General features: G+C 69.8%; 22 protein-coding genes. 12 read left to right on the forward strand and 10 right to left on the reverse strand.

Annotated features, from left to right (window positions below):
* Positions 1 to 55 precede the first annotated feature (55 nt).
* The gene (map, locus tag ACFTS5_RS05090) at positions 56 to 823 is read left to right on the forward strand and encodes a type I methionyl aminopeptidase (protein ID WP_378627521.1); all 768 of its coding nucleotides are present in this window, start codon (positions 56 to 58) and stop codon (positions 821 to 823) included.
* 39 nt (positions 824 to 862) lie between these two features.
* Here the strand turns inward: map and ACFTS5_RS05095 are convergent, their stop codons facing one another.
* Positions 863 to 1,627 (reverse strand): 2-phosphosulfolactate phosphatase, encoded by a 765-nt coding sequence (locus tag ACFTS5_RS05095; RefSeq protein ID WP_378627523.1) that lies wholly within the window; start codon positions 1,625 to 1,627, stop codon positions 863 to 865.
* A 90-nt stretch (positions 1,628 to 1,717) separates the two neighbouring features.
* Positions 1,718 to 2,506: an AraC family transcriptional regulator gene (locus ACFTS5_RS05100; protein WP_378627524.1), complete on the reverse strand. Its 789-nt coding sequence runs from the start codon at positions 2,504 to 2,506 to the stop codon at positions 1,718 to 1,720.
* Between the two features lie 55 nt (positions 2,507 to 2,561).
* On the opposite strand from ACFTS5_RS05100, the gene ACFTS5_RS05105 reads away from it, so the two are divergent.
* On the forward strand, positions 2,562 to 3,131 hold the full coding sequence (locus ACFTS5_RS05105; RefSeq protein ID WP_378627526.1) for a class I SAM-dependent methyltransferase: 570 nt from the start codon (positions 2,562 to 2,564) through the stop codon (positions 3,129 to 3,131).
* Positions 3,132 to 3,156: 25 nt separating this feature from the next.
* Here the strand turns inward: ACFTS5_RS05105 and ACFTS5_RS05110 are convergent, their stop codons facing one another.
* Together ACFTS5_RS05110 and ACFTS5_RS05115 are read right to left on the reverse strand one after the other, a co-directional pair.
* On the reverse strand, positions 3,157 to 4,086 hold the full coding sequence (locus tag ACFTS5_RS05110) for a hypothetical protein (RefSeq protein WP_378627528.1): 930 nt from the start codon (positions 4,084 to 4,086) through the stop codon (positions 3,157 to 3,159).
* A gap of 108 nt (positions 4,087 to 4,194) precedes the next feature.
* Positions 4,195 to 4,908: a glyoxalase gene (locus tag ACFTS5_RS05115; RefSeq protein ID WP_378627529.1), complete on the reverse strand. Its 714-nt coding sequence runs from the start codon at positions 4,906 to 4,908 to the stop codon at positions 4,195 to 4,197.
* 116 nt (positions 4,909 to 5,024) lie between these two features.
* On the opposite strand from ACFTS5_RS05115, the gene ACFTS5_RS05120 reads away from it, so the two are divergent.
* Complete coding sequence (locus ACFTS5_RS05120) at positions 5,025 to 5,405, forward strand: PPOX class F420-dependent oxidoreductase (protein WP_378627531.1); 381 nt, start codon at positions 5,025 to 5,027, stop codon at positions 5,403 to 5,405.
* Between the two features lie 76 nt (positions 5,406 to 5,481).
* Positions 5,482 to 6,771: an acetyl-CoA C-acyltransferase gene (locus tag ACFTS5_RS05125; RefSeq protein ID WP_378627533.1), complete on the forward strand. Its 1,290-nt coding sequence runs from the start codon at positions 5,482 to 5,484 to the stop codon at positions 6,769 to 6,771.
* Positions 6,772 to 6,773: 2 nt separating this feature from the next.
* Here the strand turns inward: ACFTS5_RS05125 and ACFTS5_RS05130 are convergent, their stop codons facing one another.
* Both ACFTS5_RS05130 and ACFTS5_RS05135 read right to left on the reverse strand, forming a co-directional pair.
* Positions 6,774 to 7,184 (reverse strand): VOC family protein, encoded by a 411-nt coding sequence (locus ACFTS5_RS05130; RefSeq protein ID WP_378627535.1) that lies wholly within the window; start codon positions 7,182 to 7,184, stop codon positions 6,774 to 6,776.
* Positions 7,185 to 7,196: 12 nt separating this feature from the next.
* The gene (locus ACFTS5_RS05135; protein ID WP_378627536.1) at positions 7,197 to 7,904 is read right to left on the reverse strand and encodes a TioE family transcriptional regulator; all 708 of its coding nucleotides are present in this window, start codon (positions 7,902 to 7,904) and stop codon (positions 7,197 to 7,199) included.
* A gap of 81 nt (positions 7,905 to 7,985) precedes the next feature.
* On the opposite strand from ACFTS5_RS05135, the gene ACFTS5_RS05140 reads away from it, so the two are divergent.
* On the forward strand, positions 7,986 to 9,137 hold the full coding sequence (locus tag ACFTS5_RS05140; protein ID WP_378627539.1) for an erythromycin esterase family protein: 1,152 nt from the start codon (positions 7,986 to 7,988) through the stop codon (positions 9,135 to 9,137).
* On the opposite strand, the gene ACFTS5_RS05145 is transcribed toward ACFTS5_RS05140, so the two are convergent.
* From ACFTS5_RS05145 to ACFTS5_RS05155, 3 genes are read right to left on the reverse strand one after another with little or no spacing between them, the layout of a single operon-like run.
* Positions 9,130 to 9,966 carry an HAD family hydrolase gene (locus tag ACFTS5_RS05145; RefSeq protein ID WP_378627541.1) on the reverse strand — a complete coding sequence of 279 codons (837 nt, stop codon included), beginning with the start codon at positions 9,964 to 9,966 and terminating at the stop codon, positions 9,130 to 9,132. The genes ACFTS5_RS05140 and ACFTS5_RS05145 overlap by 8 nt on opposite strands.
* Before the next feature lie 51 nt (positions 9,967 to 10,017).
* Complete coding sequence (locus ACFTS5_RS05150; RefSeq protein WP_378628343.1) at positions 10,018 to 11,397, reverse strand: metallopeptidase TldD-related protein; 1,380 nt, start codon at positions 11,395 to 11,397, stop codon at positions 10,018 to 10,020.
* An 8-nt stretch (positions 11,398 to 11,405) separates the two neighbouring features.
* On the reverse strand, positions 11,406 to 12,938 hold the full coding sequence (locus ACFTS5_RS05155; protein WP_378627543.1) for a TldD/PmbA family protein: 1,533 nt from the start codon (positions 12,936 to 12,938) through the stop codon (positions 11,406 to 11,408).
* 194 nt (positions 12,939 to 13,132) lie between these two features.
* On the opposite strand from ACFTS5_RS05155, the gene ACFTS5_RS05160 reads away from it, so the two are divergent.
* Positions 13,133 to 13,726 carry a helix-turn-helix domain-containing protein gene (locus ACFTS5_RS05160; protein WP_378627545.1) on the forward strand — a complete coding sequence of 198 codons (594 nt, stop codon included), beginning with the start codon at positions 13,133 to 13,135 and terminating at the stop codon, positions 13,724 to 13,726.
* Between the two features lie 12 nt (positions 13,727 to 13,738).
* On the opposite strand, the gene ACFTS5_RS05165 is transcribed toward ACFTS5_RS05160, so the two are convergent.
* The gene (locus ACFTS5_RS05165) at positions 13,739 to 14,506 is read right to left on the reverse strand and encodes a sulfite exporter TauE/SafE family protein (RefSeq protein WP_378627548.1); all 768 of its coding nucleotides are present in this window, start codon (positions 14,504 to 14,506) and stop codon (positions 13,739 to 13,741) included.
* Between the two features lie 56 nt (positions 14,507 to 14,562).
* Between ACFTS5_RS05165 and ACFTS5_RS05170 the strand changes: the two genes are divergently transcribed.
* The 6 genes from ACFTS5_RS05170 to lnt all read left to right on the forward strand — a co-directional run bounded on the left by ACFTS5_RS05170 (position 14,563) and on the right by lnt (position 20,678).
* A complete protein-coding gene (locus tag ACFTS5_RS05170) occupies positions 14,563 to 15,738 on the forward strand; it encodes a sensor histidine kinase (protein ID WP_378627549.1) in 1,176 nt (391 codons plus the stop codon).
* A gap of 75 nt (positions 15,739 to 15,813) precedes the next feature.
* Complete coding sequence (locus ACFTS5_RS05175; RefSeq protein WP_378627551.1) at positions 15,814 to 16,473, forward strand: response regulator; 660 nt, start codon at positions 15,814 to 15,816, stop codon at positions 16,471 to 16,473.
* Between the two features lie 72 nt (positions 16,474 to 16,545).
* A complete protein-coding gene (locus ACFTS5_RS05180; RefSeq protein WP_378627553.1) occupies positions 16,546 to 17,037 on the forward strand; it encodes an FxsA family protein in 492 nt (163 codons plus the stop codon).
* Between the two features lie 59 nt (positions 17,038 to 17,096).
* Positions 17,097 to 17,300 (forward strand): hypothetical protein, encoded by a 204-nt coding sequence (locus ACFTS5_RS05185; RefSeq protein ID WP_056809780.1) that lies wholly within the window; start codon positions 17,097 to 17,099, stop codon positions 17,298 to 17,300.
* Between the two features lie 70 nt (positions 17,301 to 17,370).
* Entirely contained in the window at positions 17,371 to 18,963 is a 1,593-nt protein-coding gene (locus tag ACFTS5_RS05190) for an amidohydrolase (protein ID WP_378627555.1), read from the forward strand.
* A 35-nt stretch (positions 18,964 to 18,998) separates the two neighbouring features.
* Complete coding sequence (lnt, locus tag ACFTS5_RS05195; RefSeq protein ID WP_378627558.1) at positions 18,999 to 20,678, forward strand: apolipoprotein N-acyltransferase; 1,680 nt, start codon at positions 18,999 to 19,001, stop codon at positions 20,676 to 20,678.
* Positions 20,679 to 20,686 lie beyond the last annotated feature (8 nt).

Genomic DNA, 20,686 nt, shown 5'->3' on the forward strand with positions numbered 1-20,686 from the left:
GTATTTTTATACCGGCGCGGCTAGTGTCGGTATGAAAATACCAATTGGAGGCGTGATGGTGGAGCTGAAATCACCCGCAGAGATCGAGCGCATGCGGGTGACCGGCCGGTTCGTCGCCGACGTGCTGGCCGGGGTGCGCGACCGCGCGGCGGTCGGGGTGAACCTGCTCGAACTGGAAGCGTATGTGCGGGAACGGATTCGCGAGCGCGGGGCCGTGTCGTGCTACTGGGACTACTCGCCGTCGTTCGGACGCGGGCCGTTCCGCAATACGGTGTGTCTGGCCGTGAACGATGCTGTGCTGCACGGGCTTCCGCACGACTACGTCTTGCGCGACGGTGACCTGCTGACGGCCGATCTGGCCGTGTCGATCGACGGCTGGGTCGCCGACTCGGCGATCTCGTTCATCGTCGGTACCCCCTCGCCCGCGGACCAGCGACTGGTCCGGGCCACGGAAGAGGCCCTGACCGCCGGCATCGCGGCCGCACAACCCGACAACCGGATCGGCGATATCTCCGCCGCGATCGCGAACGTCGCTCGCGGGTACGGATACCCGGTCAATACCGAGTTCGGCGGGCACGGGCTCGGACGGACGATGCACGAGGATCCCCATATCGCCAACGACGGCAGGGCCGGGCGCGGGTTCCGGCTGCGGCCCGGTCTCACGGTGGCCATCGAGCCGTGGTTCGCGGCGAGCACGGCGAAGGTCTACACCGACGCCGACGGATGGACCATCCGCTCGGCCGACGGCTCCCGCTGCGCGCACAGCGAGCACACCATCGCCGTCACCGCCGACGGCCCACGGATCCTCACTTCCCAAGACTGATCGATCGGCCCCGGACGCGCCGAAGCTCGCGGGCCCTTGCTAGCGGGGTCGGCGGTCGACGAAGGCGTCGCCGGTGAGAACCGGGACGGTGGTGTCGGCGTCGCGTTCGATCGCGATGGCCACATCCTCGGCGAAGCCGATCGCGGCGAGTTCGCGGCCGGACGCGCATTCCGTGATCAGCGCGCCCACGTCGGCTGTCGTCTCGAATGCTGCCGCAGCCGTGTGTGTTTCGGGGGACGGAGTAGTGATTCCGCGATCGATCAGCGCGGCGGCGAGCGCACCGGCACCGAGCCAGTCCTCGAGCGCGGGCCGCACGGTGTCGGTGCCCGGCCAGTGCTCGCCCGCCGCGATGATCGCGATCGGTCGATCGGGAGTGCCCCAGTGCTGGGCGACGAGCCAGTCGGCGACCGCGCTGACATTGCGCAGGCAGGCGGCGACGACCGGCGTCTCCTCGACAGCGGCGGCGATGGTGGAACCGTTGGGCGAGGGCAGCACCAGGCGTGGCGTGAACGGCGCGCGCCGGATCGCCGCCGGCGACAGCGACCAGGGACCGGCCTCCCGCCGTCCGACGGCCAGTGCGGCGGCATTCTCCGCGGCGAAGGACCGCGCCGACTCGTCACGCCACCGATACGGGTACACCGCGGTACCCGCGGCGGTAGCGACGGACACCGACGTCGTGAACGACAACACGTCGATCACCACCAGACACCCGGCCCCGGGCCCGAGTACCGCCGCGCCGGTTCGCCCCCACTCCACCCGAATCCCGAATCCGTCCTGCCGTGCCCACTGCGGTGCCGATCGCACGCTGACCTCCCGATAGCCGAATCCGCCAGTCCACCACGGCGGTCGACGATGCGCCACCGCTGGCCTCACCACGCGTGAAACCCCGGCCGATCAGGACGGCCGATTGCCACCGGAGCCGGCGAAGTACTGTCCCGGCGACGTGCCGACGGCCCGCCGGAACGCCGCCACATACGCGCTCGCGCTGCGATAGCCGACCCGGGCGGCGATGCGGGTCACCGGTACACCGTCGGCCAGCGGGGTGAGCGAGGCCGCCAGGCGGATCTGGGTCCGCCATTGTGCGAAGGTCAGGCCGGTCTCGGTGCGGAACGCGCGAGCCAGGGTGCGCGAGCTGGCCGCGGCGTGCCTGCCCAGTTCGGCGAGGGTGCGGTCGTCGGCGGGATTGTCGAGCAGGACCTCGGCGACCACGCGTGCACGGGGGTCGCTCGGCAGTGGCGCGCCGACCGGAATGACCTCGACCGGCTCGAGCAGATCGAACACCATCGCTTCGGCCCGCGTCCGTCCGTCGTCTGTCAGCTGCCGTGATGTCATGTGGTCGAAGAGTTCTCGCAGGAGCGGGGAGACACTCAGCAGCGTGGGACCGGGAAACAGTGCCGGGCACCGGTCGGGTTCGACGAAGATGCCGCTCATATCGGCCCCGGCCGTCGTTCCGGTGCGATGCGCGACGCCGCCGGGGATCCACAGGGCTCTGGTCGGCGGGAGCACCCAGTGGTTGGCGCCGATGTCGATCCCGATGACTCCTCTGCCCGCCCAGGCGATCTGATGCTGGGGGTGGCGGTGCTCATCGAACCAGTATCCGGCGGGCAGGATTCCCGCGCCGAGCACCATGGCCGTCGGACCGGTGTCCGCGGCCAGCAGCAGGTCATGTCCGTTCTGCGACATAGTCTGTCAGCGTAGTGACTGTCAGCCACGGCCCCCGGCTTCTACCGTCGTAGCTATGGCGATGAATTACTGGCACAGGCTGTTGTGCAGGTCCACGGCGTGGGAATGGGTGACGGCGACGAAGATCGTGCCGTGGGTGATGCGCGACATCGACCTCGGGGCGTCCGCGTTGGAGATCGGCCCCGGTTTCGGCGCGAACATAGCGCCACTGCGCGACCGCGCGGCCTCGCTCACCGGTCTGGAAATCGACCCTGTGCTGGCCGCGCGCCTGCGCACCCGGTTCGCGCGGGATCTGCGGGTGGTCGACGGTGACGCGACCGCGATGCCGTTGCCGGACAAGGAGTTCGACTCCGTGGTCTGCTTCACGATGCTGCACCACGTCCCCTCACCCGCACAGCAGGACGACCTGTTCGCCGAAGCGCTGCGGGTGTTGCGACCCGGCGGGGTGTTCGCCGGGTCGGACGGACTCGACAGTCCGCTGTTCCGGCTCCAGCATGTGGGTGACACGTGCGTACCGGTCCCGGCGGACACGCTCGCCGACCGGCTGGCGGTCGCGGGATACACGGGCATCGACGTGGAAACCGGCCTCGGAATGTTCCGGTTCCGGGCCGAGCGGCCCCGCTGACCCTTCGCTCGGAGCTTGCTCGTGCTCAGCGCAGGAACGACGGAGTGAGGTCGATACCGGGTGGTGGCCGCAGGCGGCGGAGTGTGCCGTCGATGCTGGTGACATAGAGCGACCACGCTCCGGTGGTGAGGTCGGGGGCCAGGCGGGCCGAGGTGGGCCCGATCGGTGGCGGGCTGGGGAGCGAGCCCCTGGGAGTGGTCCAGCCGGTGGCGAGCGTGCACCAGGCGCCGGTGGCCGGGTCGACCTGGTAGACGCTGCCGGAGTAGTCGCCGGTGACGAAGGCGAGCCCGGCGGCGGTGACATCGAGGTCGTCCAGTCCGGGCAGGAGACCGTCGTTCACGGTGGCGATGGGAGTGGCCTGGTCGGGGGTGTCGAGGGGGACGCGAACGAGCTGGGAGGTGAGGACGTCCTCGGTGATGACCGCCCGGTGGTCGGGGGTGAGAGCGAGGCCGTTGGGGCGGGGGACAGGGGACCAGGCGAGGGTGAATTCGCCGGTGGCGGGGCGGTAGCGGCTGATGCCGACCGGGGGCCAGGGAACGGAGAGCTGGGAGATGAGCAGGTCGCCGTCGGGCAGCAGCAGTAATCCGTTGGGCTGCACCAGGTTCGGGAGCACGACGGTGACGTCGCCGGTGGCCGTGTCGAGTCGGCTGAGGGTGCCGCCGCCGTTCGGTGTGGTGCCGTCACCGGTGACGAAGTAGAGATCGCCGCCGATCAGCCGCAGTCCGGCGGGATTGTCGAGGCCGGTGCGGATCGTGGTGACCCGGCCGTCGGCGGCGACGTGCAGGATCTCCCCGCGGACGATGCCGCTGACGTAGAAGCCGCCGCGGCCGTCGTATTCGAGGTTCTCCAGTCCGCCGAGATCGGCCGCCAGCACGTCGATGTGCCAGCCGTCGGCGCACGACGGCGCACCTGCGTGCGCCGTACCGGGCGGGCCCACCCCGAGGGCGGCGGCCACCGTGACTGCTGTTGCCAGACAACGGATCAGCCGCCCACGGGTGGTGCTTTCATGCCATCGACCTCGCATAGCCGAACCCTACTGGCCGAGCGCCCCGATGGCCCGGGTTCAGTCGGTCGCGGTGAGCAACGCGGTGAGGAGATCGGAGGCCTCGGCGGCGATCGCCGTGCGCTCCTCGGTGGTCAACTCGACCGAGTCGAGTTCGGACTTCCAGTGCGCAACCCGGTCGGTGTCCGCGGCGACGACGGCGAGTTCGGCGAGCGCGGCATAGGCACGGGCCCGCTCGAGCGCGCTCGCGGCGGCGCCGAAACGGCGCAAGCCCGCCTCCAGGGCTCGGGTCGCCGCGCGGTCGTCGTTCTTGAAATCGCGCAGGATGCGGGCATTGTCGAGCACCCGGGCCAGCCCCTCCAGCGTGCGCGAGCCACCGTACTCGAGTTCCGTGGGCTCGTCGCGCTGGATCACCAGGACGGTGTTGCCGACCGGGTCGACCAGGGAGAACCGGGACTGGCCCGGCCGGAATCGGGTGATCCGCGGACAGCCCTTGCTCGGGATCTTGCCGTAGTGCGCGCGCAGTGCGGCCGTGTACTCGGCATGACGGGCGGCGACGTCGTCGACCATCACCAGCGCGCCCGCATGCTCCACCGGCAGTTCGATGCCCGGTGGCGCGGGTGCGAAATGCAGGGCGCAGCCGTGTTGTTCGATCGCGCCGTACACGTAGGGGCGGGTTTGCTCATGGGTGACGGTGTAGCCGAGCGCCCGGTAGAACTCGAGGGTGCTCGGCAGGTCGCCGCTCCAGAGCAGGGGCACCGCGGTATCGGTCATCGTCGGCCTTTCGCCAGAGAGTCGATTCGCCCCAGAGGTTACGAACAGTTTCGCGAAAGCGCCCGTACTCTTTTTGCCGCTCGGCCGCGGATCGCCGCGCCCACTAGGCTGTGGGCATGACGAACCGCCTCGGCGAACTGGCGACCGCGAATTACGTACTGCTCACCACCTTCCGCAAGGACGGCACGCCCGTGGGAACACCCGTCTGGGCGGTGGCTCGCGACGACAAGCTGTTCGTCTGGACGGTCACCGACAGCTGGAAGGTCAAGCGCGTCCGGCGCAACCCCGAGGTGACGGTGCAACCCTGCAACGTGCGCGGGGATGCGCACGGCGACATCGTGACCGGCACCGCACGGCTGCTCGACGCGGCCGAGACCGACGAACTCCGCTCGGTGCTGCGCAAGAAGTACTGGCTGACCGGCCCGCTCGTGATTCTCGGCAGCAATCTGCGCCGGGGCAAGGCGGGCACGATCGGCATCGAGATCACGCCTTCCTGATTTGCGTCGATCCGATATGTAGAACCGCCGGTATCGGATACTGTGAGTCTTCGGCAGCACTTCCGAAGGGACTCACATGGCCGACAAACGCAACCGAGCCGTCGTCGTCGGGGGCGCGCGGACGCCGTTCGTGCGCGCGTTCACCGACTTCACCCGCCTCGACAGCATCGCGCTGGCCGGTGCGGCCGTCCGCGGGCTGATCGAGCGGACCGGGATCGCGCCCGGCGAGATCCAGTCCATCGTCTGGGGCGGCGTGGTCCTGCCCAGTCACGCGCCCAATATCGCGCGCGAGATCGCCCTCGACCTGAACCTGGACTTCGGGTGCGAGGGGTACACGGTCACCCGCGCGTGCGCGTCCGGATTGCAGGCGGTGACCTCGGCGGCCGCGGCGATCGAACGCGGCGAGTACGACATCATGATCGCCGGTGGCAGCGACTCCACCAGCAACGCCGAGATCAAGCTGCCGCAGAAGGTCGTGCACGCGGTCGCGCCGGTCGCGCTCGGCAAGCCCAAGGCGACGGATTACCTCGACGTGGTCCGTCAGCTCGCGCCGTTCACCGACATCCTGCCGCGCCAGCCCAAGATCGCCGAGCGCACCACCGGTGAGGTGATGGGCGAGTCCGCGGAGAAGATGGCCCGCATCAACGGGATCTCCCGCGCCGATCAAGACGCGTTCGCCGCCCGCTCGCACCAGCGGGCCGCGGCCGCCATCGCCTCGGGACGTTTCGATGACGAGGTCGTACCGGTCATCACGCCGTCGGGCACGCTGATCGACGTCGACGGACTCGTTCGCCCGAACACCAGCGTCGAGAAACTCGCCACCCTGAAACCGGTGTTCGAGAAGAACGGCACGGTCACCGCGGGCAACGCCAGCCCGCTCACCGACGGCGCGTCGGCGGTGCTGCTGATGAGTGAGGAGAAGGCGCGCGCTCTCGGGTTCACCCCGCAGGCCGCCTTCCGCTCCTGGAGCTTCGTCAGTGTCGACCCCGCCGACCAGGTACTCATCGGCCCGGCGATCTCGATGCCGCGCGCTCTCGACAAGGCGGGCATGACGCTGGCCGATATCGACCTCGTCGACATCCACGAAGCCTTCGCCGCGCAGACACTGTCGGTGCTGCGCATGCTGGAGAGCACCGAGTGGGCCAAGGCCCGTCTCGACCGCGACGAGCCGGTGGGCACCGTCGACATCGAAAGGTTGAACGTGCACGGCGGCTCGATCTCGCTGGGTCACCCGTTCGGCGCCACCGGCGCCCGCATGGTCACGACCATGGCCAACGAGCTGGCCCGGACCGGGAAGGAGACCGCGCTGCTGGGGATCTGCGCGGCGGGCGGCATCGGCGCGTCGGCGGTACTCGAACGCGTCTGAGGTCAGGCGGGCGCACCGGGGCGGGGACGGTGCGCCCGGATGTCCACCGGACGTCCATCGGGGTCCTCGGCCGTCATCGTCCACTGCGTGGGCAGGGTCTCGATCGGGCCGACCGGCAAGCCCGCGTCCGTGAGGCGATCGCGCACCGCACGCAAGTGGTCCAGCGTGCCCAGGCGCAGACCCCATCCCGCGCGGCCGAGTGGGTCGCGATCGGTGCGCGGCGCGGTGGTGGTCTCCACGAGCATGAGGTGGTCGGCGCCGCCTACGTCGACGATCGCGATCCGCGGCTCGGTCGCGGTAGCCGCTCGCTCGAAAGACAATGTCGCGCCGAGGAATTCGGTGTAGTACCGCGCGAGCTGATCGAGGTCGGCGGTGGTGAGCGTCAGATGATTGATTCCGAGGAGATCAGGCATGGTCGTGCCAGCCTAGCGGCGTAGCGCCGCGGAGTACCGGCTCAGAGCGGCGGCGGCGTCGAGCATGCACACGCCACGGGCGGTGATGGTGGCCTGCCAGTCGGTGAGGGCCTTCGCCAGTGCCTCGGTACTGCCCGCGGCGCGGATCTGCCCGATGACGGTGGCGATGTGGTCGAGGCGATAGTGACCTCGGCGCAGGATGTGGGCGAGTTCGGCGTCACGGAGATCGGTGGGGTCGTAGCGGCGGTAGCCGGTGGCCGGGTCCCGAACGGGAGACAGGATGTCGGCCGCTTCCCACGCCCGGAGGGTGGCCGGGGTGACTCGCAGGTGGTGAGCGAGCTCGCCGATGGTTCGTGCCGTCGCCGAACCCCCTGTGGCAGAGCTCGATTCGGTGATCAGGTGGTCGACGGCCCGGCGGACCGTGGCGAGAGTCTCACGGTCTCGCAGGAGCTGGCTGTGCCCGCGGTCGATGACCGTGAGAGCCCTGTCGAGGTCGTCCGCGTGCAGCGCCCGCATGATGTCGCCCGCCTGCGCGTGGCCGTAGGCGGGGATCAGGGTGAGGTAGGTGCGCAGCGCGACCGCGTGCAGGTCGGTGTAGATCCGGTAGCCGGCCGGGGTGCGTTCAGCCGGCGGAAGGCAACCATCCTGCTCGTAGTTGCGGACCGCCTGGGTCGAAATCGCGTGCTCGCGGGCCAGGTCGGACGGTCGTAGGGTTCTCACTGATTTGAGACTTTACGACATATCTCCTGAATCTACGCTGCTCGAGTCTCAACCGTTCTTTCAACGATACGGTTGATAGGTATGAGCCAGAAAATCAGCGACTTCGTCCGTCCGTCCTGTGAACTGCTTGCGCTCGGAGAACCGACGCACAAAGAACCCGGCTTCGCGTCGGTCCGCAACGAACTGTTCGCCGAGTTGGTGGCGAGTGGGTTCCGGTCGATCGCTCTCGAAACAGATCGGGTCGCCGCGCTCGCGGTGGATGATTACGTTCGCGGCGGCCACGGCGCCTTCGACGAGGTGATGCGGACAGGCTTCTCGCACGAGTTCGGCGAACTCGACGGCAACCGGCAACTGGTCGCCTGGCTGCGTGACTACAACGCGGGCAGGCCGGTCGAGGATCAGGTCCGCTTCCACGGATTCGACGCCGCGATGGAGACGATGAGTGCGCCGAGCCCTCGGTCCTACCTCGAATTCGCCCGCGACTACCTCGAACTCGACTTCGACATCAGTGGCCCTGCCGGCAGCGACGAGCGCTGGAGCCGCACCGAAGCGGTCCTGGACGCCGACGTCTCGCCCGGTGCCACCCCCGACGCCGAGCGATTGCGGGTGATGGCCGACGACATGCTCGCCCTGCTCTACACCCGCGCACCGGAACGGATCGCGGCCACCTCACTCGCCGAGTGGCGAAGGGCGGCAATTCATCTCACCGCCGGGCTCGGCCTGCTCCGGTATCACCGGCAGGCGGCCCAGCCGACGGAGGACGGCGTGCGATGGAACAGCCTGGCCGCCGCCCGTGACGCGCTGATGGCCCAGAACCTGCTCGACATCCGGTCCGTCGAAGCGCGCCGTGGTCCGACCCTGGTGTACTCGCACAACCTGCACCTGCGGCGCAACACCAGCGTCATGCAGATGGGGCCGATGGAGCTCGTCTGGTCCGGGGCGGGGGCGATCGTCGGATCGCTCCTGGGGGAGCACTACGGGGTGATACTCGGCAGTTTGGGACGCAGTGACGGCCTCGAACTCGCCGAACCCGAGCCGGGCACCTTCGAACACACGCTGCAGAACCGCATCGGCACCTGGGGTTTGATCCCGGCGGCAGAACTCGGACCCGGACACACCCGCACCGATGTCACCCAGGAGCAGGGGTACTTCCCGCTGGACGCGGACACCGTGAGCGTGACGGATACGATCCTGCACCTCAGCGTGGGCCGGGCGCCGACAGCGGTCAGCTAGCCGGGTCGCGCTGTGCCGAGCCGACCAATTCCTCCAGGTAGGAGGCGACACCGTCCTCGTCGTTGGCCGGGAGCACCCGGTCGGCGAGTGCGATGACCTCGGGTACCGCGTTCGCCGGAACCAGCGCGGTACCCGCCCAGGTCAGCATGGCGACATCGTTGAGCGCATCGCCCGCGGCCGCGACCTCCGACAGGTGGATGCCGTCGAGCGCGCACAATCGGGCCAGCGCGCTGGCCTTCGACACACCTTCCGCGGCCATCTCCATGTACGCGGCGCCGGAGTGGGTCAGCTCCACGCCGGTGATCCCGACCGCCACCGCCTTGCGGTACAGCTGGGAGCCCGGCAACTCGGGATGACGGGCGACGATCTTCACCATCGCCTCGACGCCCGTCGGCAAGGTGTCGGACAATTCCATCTCGTGCGGGTTCCGGTGGTGATCGGCGAATGTGCACAGGGCGGCATAGGCGGGCTCGGCGACGAACCGGGTGGCGCCGACATTGGCGAACACCACACCGGGAATCAGATCGCGGATCTGCGCCATCACCGCACCCGCCGCGCCGGTGTCGATCGAGACCGTGTCGATGATCTCCGGGGTGCCGTCGGCCAGGTCGAGCAGCACCGCGCCGTTGGCGCATACCGCCTTGCCGCGGAAACCGCACGACTGCGCCAGCTCGTGGACCGAGTGGCGAGCCCGGGCCGTCGCCCACACCACCTCGATGCCCGCGGCTTGCGCACCGGCCATCGCTTCGGCGGTACGCGGCGAGATCGTGCGATCGGAACGCAGCAAGGTGCCGTCGAGGTCGGTGGCGAACATCCGGATACCGGTCACCCGATCATGCTTTCACGCTCGGGGCCGTCCAACGGAGGGGGTTCACCCCGGTCAGGTGGCCTGGCTCACCGACGACATGTGGAAGTCGGGGATGCGCAGCGGGGGCATGGCGGTTCGGGTGAACCAGTCCTTCCATTCGCGGGGCAGGGTGATCTCGGTGGCACCCGCTTCCGAAACCCGCCGCAACAGATCGAGGGGGCTCTCGTTGAAACGGAAGTTGTTGACCGCGCCGGTGACCTTGCCGTCCTCGACGAGGTAGACGCCGTCGCGGGTGAGACCGGTGAGCAGCAGGGTGGCGGGGTCGACCTCGCGGATGTACCACAGGCAGGTGAGGAGCAGACCGCGTTCGGTGCGGGCGATCATGTCGTCCAGCGATGCCTCGCCGCCGCCGGTGAGCAGCAGGTTCTCGCCGGGAACCGTGGCGGGGGCGGCGAATTCGGCCGCCGTCGCGCGCGGATACACCAGCGATTCGATGACGCCATGGCCGATCCAGTCGACCCGCCGCGCGGACAGACCGTTGTCGAACACCGACAGCGACTCCGACGACGACGGAGTCGCCACGAACGGCCGGTATTCCAGACCGCTCGCGTTCGGGTCGGAGTACAGGGTCAACGGAATGTCGCTGAGCCGCTCACCGATTCGCGTGCCACCGGCGCGGGAGAACGCGGTGTGGCCTTCGTGCGCGCCACGGCCCTCCATGCTCCACGCCAGATAGATCATCAGATCGGCCACCGACGACGGCGGCAACAGGGTCTCGTAGCGGCCCGCGGGCAGCTCGACGCGGCGCGCGGACCAGTCCAGGCGCCGCGACAACTCGGCGAGCAGGCCCGGAGTGTCGACGTCGGTGAAATCGGCGGTGCCGACGCCCACCCACGCGCTCGCCAGATCCTTGCCCTCGCCGCGCTTGCCGTTGATCTCCACCGAACCCGTCGGCTGACTGAACCGGCGGCGAACACCGGTCGAGGTGCCGAGCCAGGTGGTGTGCACCTGGTGGTGCGCGAAACCGTAGAGCCGGTCGGTGCCGTCGAAACCGGTGGACAGGTCGCGCGCAAGCCCGGCGAACACGTCGATCTCGGTGGCGCCGGGTGCCTGATCCCACGCGGCGGTGTCGTCGTCGGTGGGTTCGAGCAGCGGCATCGCGTCGCGGGCCGGGGCGGCCGTGCGCGCGGCTTCCTCGCTGGCGCGCACCACGGCCTCGATCTCGGTGGGATCGACGCTGGTGGAGCTGATGGAACCGACCCGCGCGGTGTTCGGGCCGTCACGGAACACCGAGATCACCGCCCACTCCCGCGAAATCGACGAGCCGTTGGTGGTCATCGAGTTGCCCGCCCACCGCAGCGACGCTTCGTGCGCGTCGGTGACGATCACGATCGCCTCGTCGGCCTTCGACGCCGCCAGCGCACGCTCGACCACCGTGCCCGCCGGGAACAGACCCTCGTTCACTGACCGCCCTCCGTCCGGGTATTGAGAATGTTGACCCCGCGCACCAGCACCGACGGGCAGCCGTGGCTCACCGCCGCCACCTGACCGGGCTGTGCCTTACCGCAGTTGAAGGCGCCGCCGAGCTGCCAGGTACTCGGCCCGCCGACCGCTTCCATCGACCCCCAGAAATCGGTGGTCGTCGCCTGGTAGGCGACATCGCGCACTTGCCCGTCCAGCTCGCCGTTGCGAATCCGGAAGAACCGCTGACCGGTGAACTGGAAGTTGTAGCGCTGCATATCGATCGACCAGCTCTTGTCGCCCATGATGTAGATGCCGTCCTCGACACGGGAGATCAGCTCGGCGGTGGTCGTGTCACGCGAGGGATCCGGCTGCAACGACACGTTCGCCATCCGCTGGATCGGAACATGGTGGGGCGAATCGGCATACGAGCATCCGTTGGAGCGATCGAGCCCGAGACGCGGGGCGAACACGCGGTCGAGCTGATAGCCGACCAGGATGCCGTCACGCACCAGGTCCCACTGCTGGCCCGCCACGCCCTCGTCGTCGTAGCCGACGGTGCTCAACCCGTTGACCTGGGTACGGTCACCGGTGACGTGCATGATCGGTGTGCCGTACCGCAGCGTGCCGAGCTGATCGGGAGTCGCGAACGAGGTTCCCGCGTAGGCGGATTCGTAGCCGATCGCGCGGTCGTATTCGGTGGCGTGGCCGATGGATTCGTGGATCGTCAGCCACAGGTTCGTCGGGTCGATCACCAGGTCGGTGGGGCCCGCGACCACGCTGGGCGCCTTCACCTTCTCGGCCAGCCAGCCGGGGATCTGTGCGAGTTCGCCCGTCCAGTCCCATGTTCCGTCGGCGCCGGTGACGTACTCCCAGCCGCGGCCCGCGGGCGCGGCGAGAGTGCGCATCGTCTCGAACACCCCCGACGCGGAATCGACGGTGACGGCCTCCAACTGGGGGTGCAACCGCACCCGCTGCTGGGTGATCGACGAACCCGCGGTGTCGGCGTAGAACGTCTGCTCTTTGACCTGCAGGACCGAGGCGGTGACGTGGTCGACACCGTCGGCCGCGGACAGCCGTTCCGAATAGTCCTGCAGCAGCGCCACTTTGTCGGCCGTCGACACCGTGAACGGGTCGAGGTCGTAGGCCGAGACCCACGAGACGTCGTCATAGCGTGGTTCGCCGGCCAGTTCGACGCGCTCGCGATTCAGCGCGCGCAGCGCCTTCGCCACGGTCACCGCCCGGCGCGCGACCTCGGCGGCGATCTGGGGCGTGAGTGCGGCGTGGGAGGCGAAACCCCAGGTGCCGTCGACGATCACGCGCACTGCCAGTCCCACCTCGGTCGCGTCGGTGACCGCTTCGACGCGACCATCCCGTAACCGGATCGACTGGGTCACCAACCGTTGCACCCGCAGGTCGGCGTGCTCGGCGCCGGCCGCTCTGGCCGCCGACAGCGCGGCCTCGGCCAGGGTGGCGAGCCCGAGCGCGCGGAACTCCTCGTCCACATCTCTGGAAGTCGTGGTATCCCTCACCGCACCTACGCTAACCGGTGCCACCGACACATGTGCGCCGGAACCGCTTCCGGCGCACCGTCATGTCGGTAGCCGCCGTGACGCGCGGACTCCGGTCATCCCGCGAGCGGCGCCGAAAATGCCGTAGGGTGCCCGCCGTGCCGCCATCTGCCCTGCGCGATCGAAAAAGGGAACGAACCCGACGTGCGATCCTCGTGGCCGCCGTCGAATTGTTCGAGGCCAGAGGCTATGAGGAGACAACCGTCGCCGACATCGCGGCCGAGGCCGAGGTCGGCACCCGGACCTTCTTCAACTACTTCGCGAGCAAAGAAGAACTGCTCTTTCCCGAGCCCGACGAACGGGTGCGCGCGGCGGTCGCCGCCATCGCGACCCGCCGGCCCGGCGAGCGCCCGGTGGAGGTGTTGCTGCGGGCCTTGCGCGCGGCGGGCGACAACCCCGGCGAACACCTCGTCGACGACGTCGGTTCGCGGGTGGCCGCCCTGCGGGCGCGGGTCTCGCGGACCGTCCCCTCGGTGAGCGGTCGCGCCGCGCACGCGCAATTGGTCGCGCAGCGCGAGATCGCCCACCAGCTGCACATCGCGTTTCCGCACGAACTCGACGAGGTCGGCGCCGCGGCGCTGGTCGGCGCCGTGGTCGGCGCGGTATCGGGCGCGCTGACGGTGCTGTTCCAGCAGCCACAGCACGGCATCGACGACGGTGAACGCCTCCACCGCAAGATCCACGAGACCACCTCGCGGGTCCTGCAACCGTGGCTCGCCGCCTCCGCGGCTGCCGAACCGGCGCGCTGACCGAATCGCCGCCTAACCGAACTGCTGCCACCCCAACCGGATCACCATCACCACCACAACGACGAGCAACACGATCCGGACGAACCCCGCGCCCCTGGCCAGCGCCATCCGCGAACCGATCAGCGCGCCGAGAACATTCGCCACCGCCATGCCCGCGCCGAGACCCCACAGGATGTGGCCGGTCGAGCCGAGGAACAGCAGCGCACCCACGTTCGACCCGCAGTTGATCACCTTGGCCATCGCGGCCGCCCGCACGAACTCGGTGCCGAGCAGTGTCGCGAAGGTGATGATCAGGAAGGTGCCGGTGCCCGGTCCGAGCAGCCCGTCGTAGAGGCCGATCAGTCCGGACGCGAGGCCGACCACCAGGATCACCTTGCGCCGCGTCGGCGGATGGGTGGCCATCGTCAGGCCGACCGAGGGCCGCACGGTTACGAACACCGCCACCCCGACGAGCACCACCATCACCAGCGGGATGAACAGGTCGCGGTCGATCAGCGACACCGCCGCCGCGCCGCACGCGGCCGTGATCGCGGCGATCACCGCACCGGGCAGCAGCACCTTCCACTGCATCGGCACCTTGCGCGCGAAGGTCGCCACCGCGGTCGCCGTGCCTGCCAGGGCGGCGAGCTTGTTGGTGCCCAGCGCGGTCTGCGGTGCGATGCCGGGAACGACGAGGAACAGGGTCGGCAGAATGATCAGCCCACCGCCGCCGACCACGGCATCGACCCAGCCGGCCGCCGCGGCGGCCACCAGCAGGACCGTCCAGTCTCCGAGTTGCACGCGTCCAGGCAATCAAGATCACGGCCGGAAAGCCAGCCGGGGCTACGCTGGGCCCCGTGCGCCGGTTCAGCCTGTGGCTACGCGGACGACCCATCGTCGCCGACTCGATTCTCGCGGGATTGCTGCTGTTCCTCGATGCCCTCGGGGTGGGCGACGAACACAACAAGGTCGTCTACCTGATCTTCTCGGTGATCCTGCCGTTGCCGCTGATCCTGCGGCGGGTGTATCCGCGGGCGGTGGCGGCGGCGATGCTGGTGCTGTCGTTGCTGAACACCCTGATCGGCTACCTGATCGATGTGAAGGCCACCGACCATGTCGCCCTGATCGGGCTGGGGGTGATGCTCTACACGCTCGTCGCCTACGTCGGCCGGCGCGACGGGCTCATCTTCCTCGCGTTCCTCGCGCTCGACATGGCGCTGTCGGTCCTGTTGCTCGACGAGCCGCGCGGTGGTGATCTGGCGATGGCCGCGCTCATCTACGCGCTGTGCTGGACACTGGCCGAGTTCAACGGTGCCCGGCACGCGTACGACTCCGAGGTGGCGGCCCGGCTCGCGGTCGCCGACTACGACAAGGAGCGGCGCGCGCACGACGCGGTCGCCGCCGAACGCACCCGTATCGCCCGCGAACTCCACGATGTGGTCGCACACGCCGTCAGCGTCATCATCGTGCAGGCCGACGGCGCCAAGTACGCCCTGCGCCAGGACCCCGACACCGCCGAACGCGCGCTCGCCACCATCGCGGGTACCGGTCGCGACGCGCTGCGCGAACTGCGCCGCACCGTCGCCCTGCTGCGCACCGAGCACGCACCGGAACTGCTGCCCCAGCACGGGAGCGCGGGGATCGCGAAGCTGGCCCAGATGATGCGCGAGGCGGGTCTGGCCGTCGACCTCGAGCTGACCGGCGAACTCGACGACATCGCCCCCGAGGTGAGTCTCGGCGTGCACCGCATCGTGCAGGAGTCGCTCACCAACACCCTGCGCCACGCGGGAGCGGAGCCGAAGGCGGTGGTCCGGGTGCATCGGCGCGACGAGGACATCCTCGTCGAAGTCGTCGACAGCGGCGGTGTTCCCGCGCAGGTGAGTCCGGGCGCCGAGATTCCCGGCGCGGGGATGGGTCTGGTCGGTATGCGCGAACGGGTCGCGGTCCTGGGCGGCACTCTGTACGCGGGCAGACTCGACGACGGCCGCTGGCAGGTGCGCGCCGACCTTCCACTGCGGACCGAAACGGACTGAACCCCGCTCACCCGCGGCCGGCCGGGCGGGAAAACACGGGGAATGCCGCGAGGCGGTGACTATTAGGGTGGGGCAATGCCGATCAGCGTGCTCGTGGTGGACGATCAGGAACTCATGCGGATGGGCCTGAAAATGGTGCTCGGCGCGCACCCCGACATCGACGTGATCGGTGAAGCGGGCAACGGCGACGAAGCCGTGCGGCGCGCGAGCGAACTGCGCCCCGATGTGGTGCTGATGGATGTGCGGATGCCGGTCGTCGACGGGGTGACCGCCACCGCGCAGATCGTGGCCGCGGGGGAGGGCGTGCGGGTGCTCGTGATGACCACCTTCGACCTCGACGAACACGCGCTCGGCGCCCTGCGTGCGGGCGCCAGCGGATTCCTGCTCAAGGACACTCCGCCCGAGGATCTCGTCTCGGCCATCCGCAGCGTCGCCGCCGGTGACGCGGTGGTCTCGCCCAAGGTCACCAAGCGGCTGCTGGACCGGCTCGTGGCCGAGGACCCGACGAGCCTGCGCGACCCGAAGATCCTCGACGTCCTCACCGCGCGTGAACGCGAGGTGCTCGAACAGATCGCGGTCGGCCGCTCCAACGCCGAGATCGCCGCGGCGCTGTTCCTGTCGGAGGCGACGGTGAAGACGCATGTCGGCCGGGTGCTCACCAAACTCGGTCTGCGCGACCGGGTGCAGGCGGTGGTGCTGGCCTACGAGACCGGGCTCGTGCGGCCGGGTGGCTGAGTTCGCCCGCCCGCTCGGGAGAAAAATCGGGCGCTCGTGCGTTGAAGGGGTAGATCGTCCGAAAGGATCGCCATGACCGCTGTGCTGTTCGTCCTCTACCTCGTCGTCGAGATCGCCGCCCTCGTCGGTCTCGCCCAGTTGATCGGCATCGGCTGGGCGCTGGTCGTGCTCGTCGCGGTGTCGGGCGTGGGATTGGTGCTGCTCGGACGGCAGGGCAGGCGGGTGTTCGACCGATTCCGGCGGGCCTCCCGCGGTGAGGTGACCGCCGAGAGCGCGGTCGCCGACGGGGTGATCGTCGCCACCGGCTCGGTGCTGTTGTTCGTGCCCGGCCTGGTCACCGGGCTCGTCGGCCTGCTCGCGCTGTTCCCGCCGACCAGGGCGCTGCTGCGACCGGCGCTGGAGAAGCTCGGTACCCGGCGCTTCGGCCCGCTGCCCTCGTTCGCACCCTCGCCGTATCGCGGGATGGTCGTCGACGCGGACGGTGACGTGGTCGACGGAACCGTGGTCGGGCAGTGGTACGACGATGGTCACAGCGCGGGTCCGCGCGCACTCGGCCCGGCCTGATCCGGCAAGGCCTCGACCGACACGCCCGCGCGCGGCGGTGAAGGGTCTACAGTACCGACATGGCCACCGAGCAGATCACCGTCACGGTGAGCGAGGAACTGGCCGACGCGGTGCGCAGAGCGAGCGCCGCTGCCGGACAGTCGATGTCGGACTTCACCACCGCCGCATGGCGGCTGGAACTGATCGCCGTGGAGGCGGGCGGGCATTGTCCCGCCGGGTTCGGCGACGCCGAAGTGCGCGCCGCACTGTCGCTGCCGACCTGACGCTCGCGCCGCCGACCGGAGACTGTCCCTGCCGAGGTGCCGATCCGGCGATACGGCAGACTGGGGCACCGTGAGTACCCAGTTGCTGATCGGCGGTCGTTTCTACAGTTCGAGCTCCCCGGACGCGGCCGCGATGGCGGTCACCGACGGCACCGTGGTGTGGCTGGGCGCCGAGGCGCCCGGGCGCGCGATGCACCCCGACGCGGAGATCATCGACCTCGACGGTGCGTTCGTGGCGCCCGCGTTCGTCGACCCCCATGTCCACGTCACCGCGCTGGGACTCCAGCTGACCGGGCTCGACGTGCGTGGCGCCGGATCCCTGTCCGACCTGCTCGCGACGGTGCGGGCGCACGCCGCGAGCCGGCCGGACGGGGTGATCATCGGCGAGGGCTGGGACGACACCGGCTGGCCCGAGCAGCGTCCGCCGACGGTCGCCGAACTCGACGAGGCAGCCGGTTCGGGCAGGCTGGTCTATCTGGCCCGGGTCGACGCCCACTCGGCCGTCGCCTCCTCGGCGCTGCTCGACGCGGCCGGTGACCTCGGCGACGGGTATCAGCGTGGCGAACTGCTGCGCGCCGACGCCCACCACCGGGTGCGCACGGTCGCGCTCGCGGAACTCACTCGTACCCAGCGTGATTCGGCTCGTCGGGCGGCCCTGGACGCGGCGGCCGCCCACGGCATCGTCGCGGTCCACGAATGCGCGGGCCCGGAGATCTCCGGGCGCGACGACATCCGCGAACTGCTCGCTTTCGACCACGGCGTGGCCGTGCGGGCCTACTGGGGTCAGGCCGTGCGCACCGCGGAGCACGCGCGCGCCCTGCTCGACGAGCTCGGCGTGCACGCGCTCGGTGGCGACCTGTTCGTCGACGGCTCGCTCGGCTCGCACACGGCACTGCTGCGCGCGCCCTACGCCGACGCGGCGGGCTGCGGCAAGAGCTTCCTCGACGAGGACACGGTCACCGCGCATATTCGCGCGTGCACCGAGGCCGGGATCCAGGCCGGCTTCCACGCGATCGGCGACGCCGCCATGGACACCGTCGTCGCCGGATTCGCCCGTGTCGCCGCCGAACTCGGTGGTCCGGCGATCGCCTCGCGTGGGCACCGGGTGGAACACGCGGAGATGACCGACGCCGCCGCGATCGCACAACTCGCCGAGCTCGGCGTGATCGCGTCCGTGCAGCCCGGCTTCGACGCCGCGTGGGGCGGTCCCGACGGGATGTACGCGACCCGCCTCGGCGCCGAGCGTGCCGCTGGCCTCAACCCGTTCTCGGCGATGGCGGCGGCGGGCATCTCCCTCGCCATCGGTTCCGACGCACCCGTCACCGTCATGAACCCGTGGGAGCAGGTGCGCGCGGCCGTCCACCACCGCACCCCGGGCCACGGCTTGTCCCCGCGCGCCGCCTTCGCCGCCGCCACGCGCGGTGCCTGGCGCGCGGGCGGCGTGCGCGACGGGATGGCGGGCACGCTGGTTCCCGGCGCACCCGCCTCCTATGCCGTGTGGGACGCGGGCGACCTCGTCGTCGCGGCGGCCGCCGACACCGTGCAGCGCTGGTCCACCGACCCCCGCTCCCGCGTACCCGGCCTCCCTCGCCTCGATCCGGGCGTCGACCTGCCGACCTGCCTGCGCACCGTGCGCGACGGCATCACGATCTACGCTGCCTGACCCGCCGCCAGCAACGAATCACGGAGCGACACACCATGATCGACCCCGCGACGGGTAACCACCCCGACTCCGCAGCCGAGCCGGTATCAGCAGCGGGCGAGGTGGATCCCGGTGCGAGCCGATCCGCCGCGAGAACGCCGCACCCGACGGTGGTGCGGCTGCTCGCGGCCGTCGTGGGCGGGCTGCTGCTGTTCGGCAGCTTTCCGCCCCGCCCGTTCTGGTTCCTCGCACCCGTGGCCATCGCGTTGCTCACCCTCGCGGTGCGTGGGCCGGGCAGGCTGCGCGGCGGGTTCGGGTACGGGCTGCTCGGCGGGCTGGCCTTCTTCGTGCCGTTGCTGCCGTGGACCGGGATCTATGTGGGTCCGGTGCCGTGGCTGGCGCTGTCCACGGTCTGCGCGTTGTACTTCGGCCTGTGGGGTGCGCTCGCCCGATGGTTGAGCGCGCTGCCGGGCTGGCCGATCTGGCTCGCCGTGGCATGGACCGCGAGCGAATGGGTGCGATCGAGCTTCCCGTTCGGCGGATTCCCGTGGGGGCGTGTCGCTTTCGGTCAGGCCGATGGGTGGTATCTGCCGCTGGCGGCTTACGGTGGCGCGCCGCTGGTCGGCTTCGCGGTCGCGCTGACCGGCACCGCTCTCGCCGCACTCGTCCTGCGCATCGTCACCTGGGCCCGCACGCCCGCGCCGCGCCCGAACACTCGCGCCGTGCGCACCGGATTTGCCACCGCGGTGGTGGCCGTGGCTATCATGCCCCTGGCCGGAGTGATCCTGCGGCCGACACTGCCCGCCCCGGACGCAGGCACCAGGACGATCACGGTCGCCGCCATCCAGGGCAGTGTGCCGCGGCTCGGGCTCGACTTCAACGCCCAGCGCCGTGCCGTGCTGGACAACCACGTCCGGCGCACCGAGGAGTTGGCCGACGCCGTCACCCGCGGCCAGGCCGCGCGGCCCGACATCGTGATCTGGCCCGAGAACTCCTCCGATATCGACCCACTGCGCAATGCCGATGCCGCCGCCGAGATCACCGAAGCCTCGGTGCGGATCGGCGCCCCGATCCTGGTCGGCGCAGTCCTGGTGAACGGTGACCGCACGACCACCAACTCGGTGATCGTGTGGAACGGCACGGCGGGCCCGGGGGAGCGCCACGACAAGAAGATCATCCAGCCGTTCGGCGAATACCTGCCGATGCGCGGTTTCTTCCGTTTGTTCTCCTCCTATGCCGACCGTGCGGGCTATTTCGTGCCGGGTAACGGTGACGGAACGGTGACGGCCGCCGGTGTGCCGGTCGGCGTGGCGACCTGTTACGAGGTTGCCTTCGATCGGGCATTTCGGGATTCCCTCGCCGCAGGCGCCCAATTGCTGACGGTGCCCACCAACAACGCCACCTTCGGCGAGAGCGAGATGACCTACCAGCAACTGGCGATGTCGCGGGTGCGCGCGGTCGAACACGGGCGTGCGCTCGTGGTGTCAGCAACCACGGGTGTCAGCGGGATCATCACCGCTGACGGCGTGCTCAGACAGCACACCGAGCAAGTCGTCCCCGCCGCCCTGGTGGCCCAGCTACCGCTGCGCGACACAACAACAGTCGCTACCCGAATCGGTGCGTGGCCGGAACTCGCGTCCGTTATCCTGACCGCGATCGGTGTCGGATTGCTATTACTTCGACGCCGCCGCGCGAATCCGACGCATCTTGCGCGAAGTTCGGACAATTCTGAATAAGCGGTTTG

Origin of the sequence: Nocardia sp. NPDC056952, from assembly GCF_042674185.1 — a bacterium.
In the GTDB taxonomy this organism is placed as follows: Bacteria; Actinomycetota; Actinomycetes; order Mycobacteriales; family Mycobacteriaceae; genus Nocardia.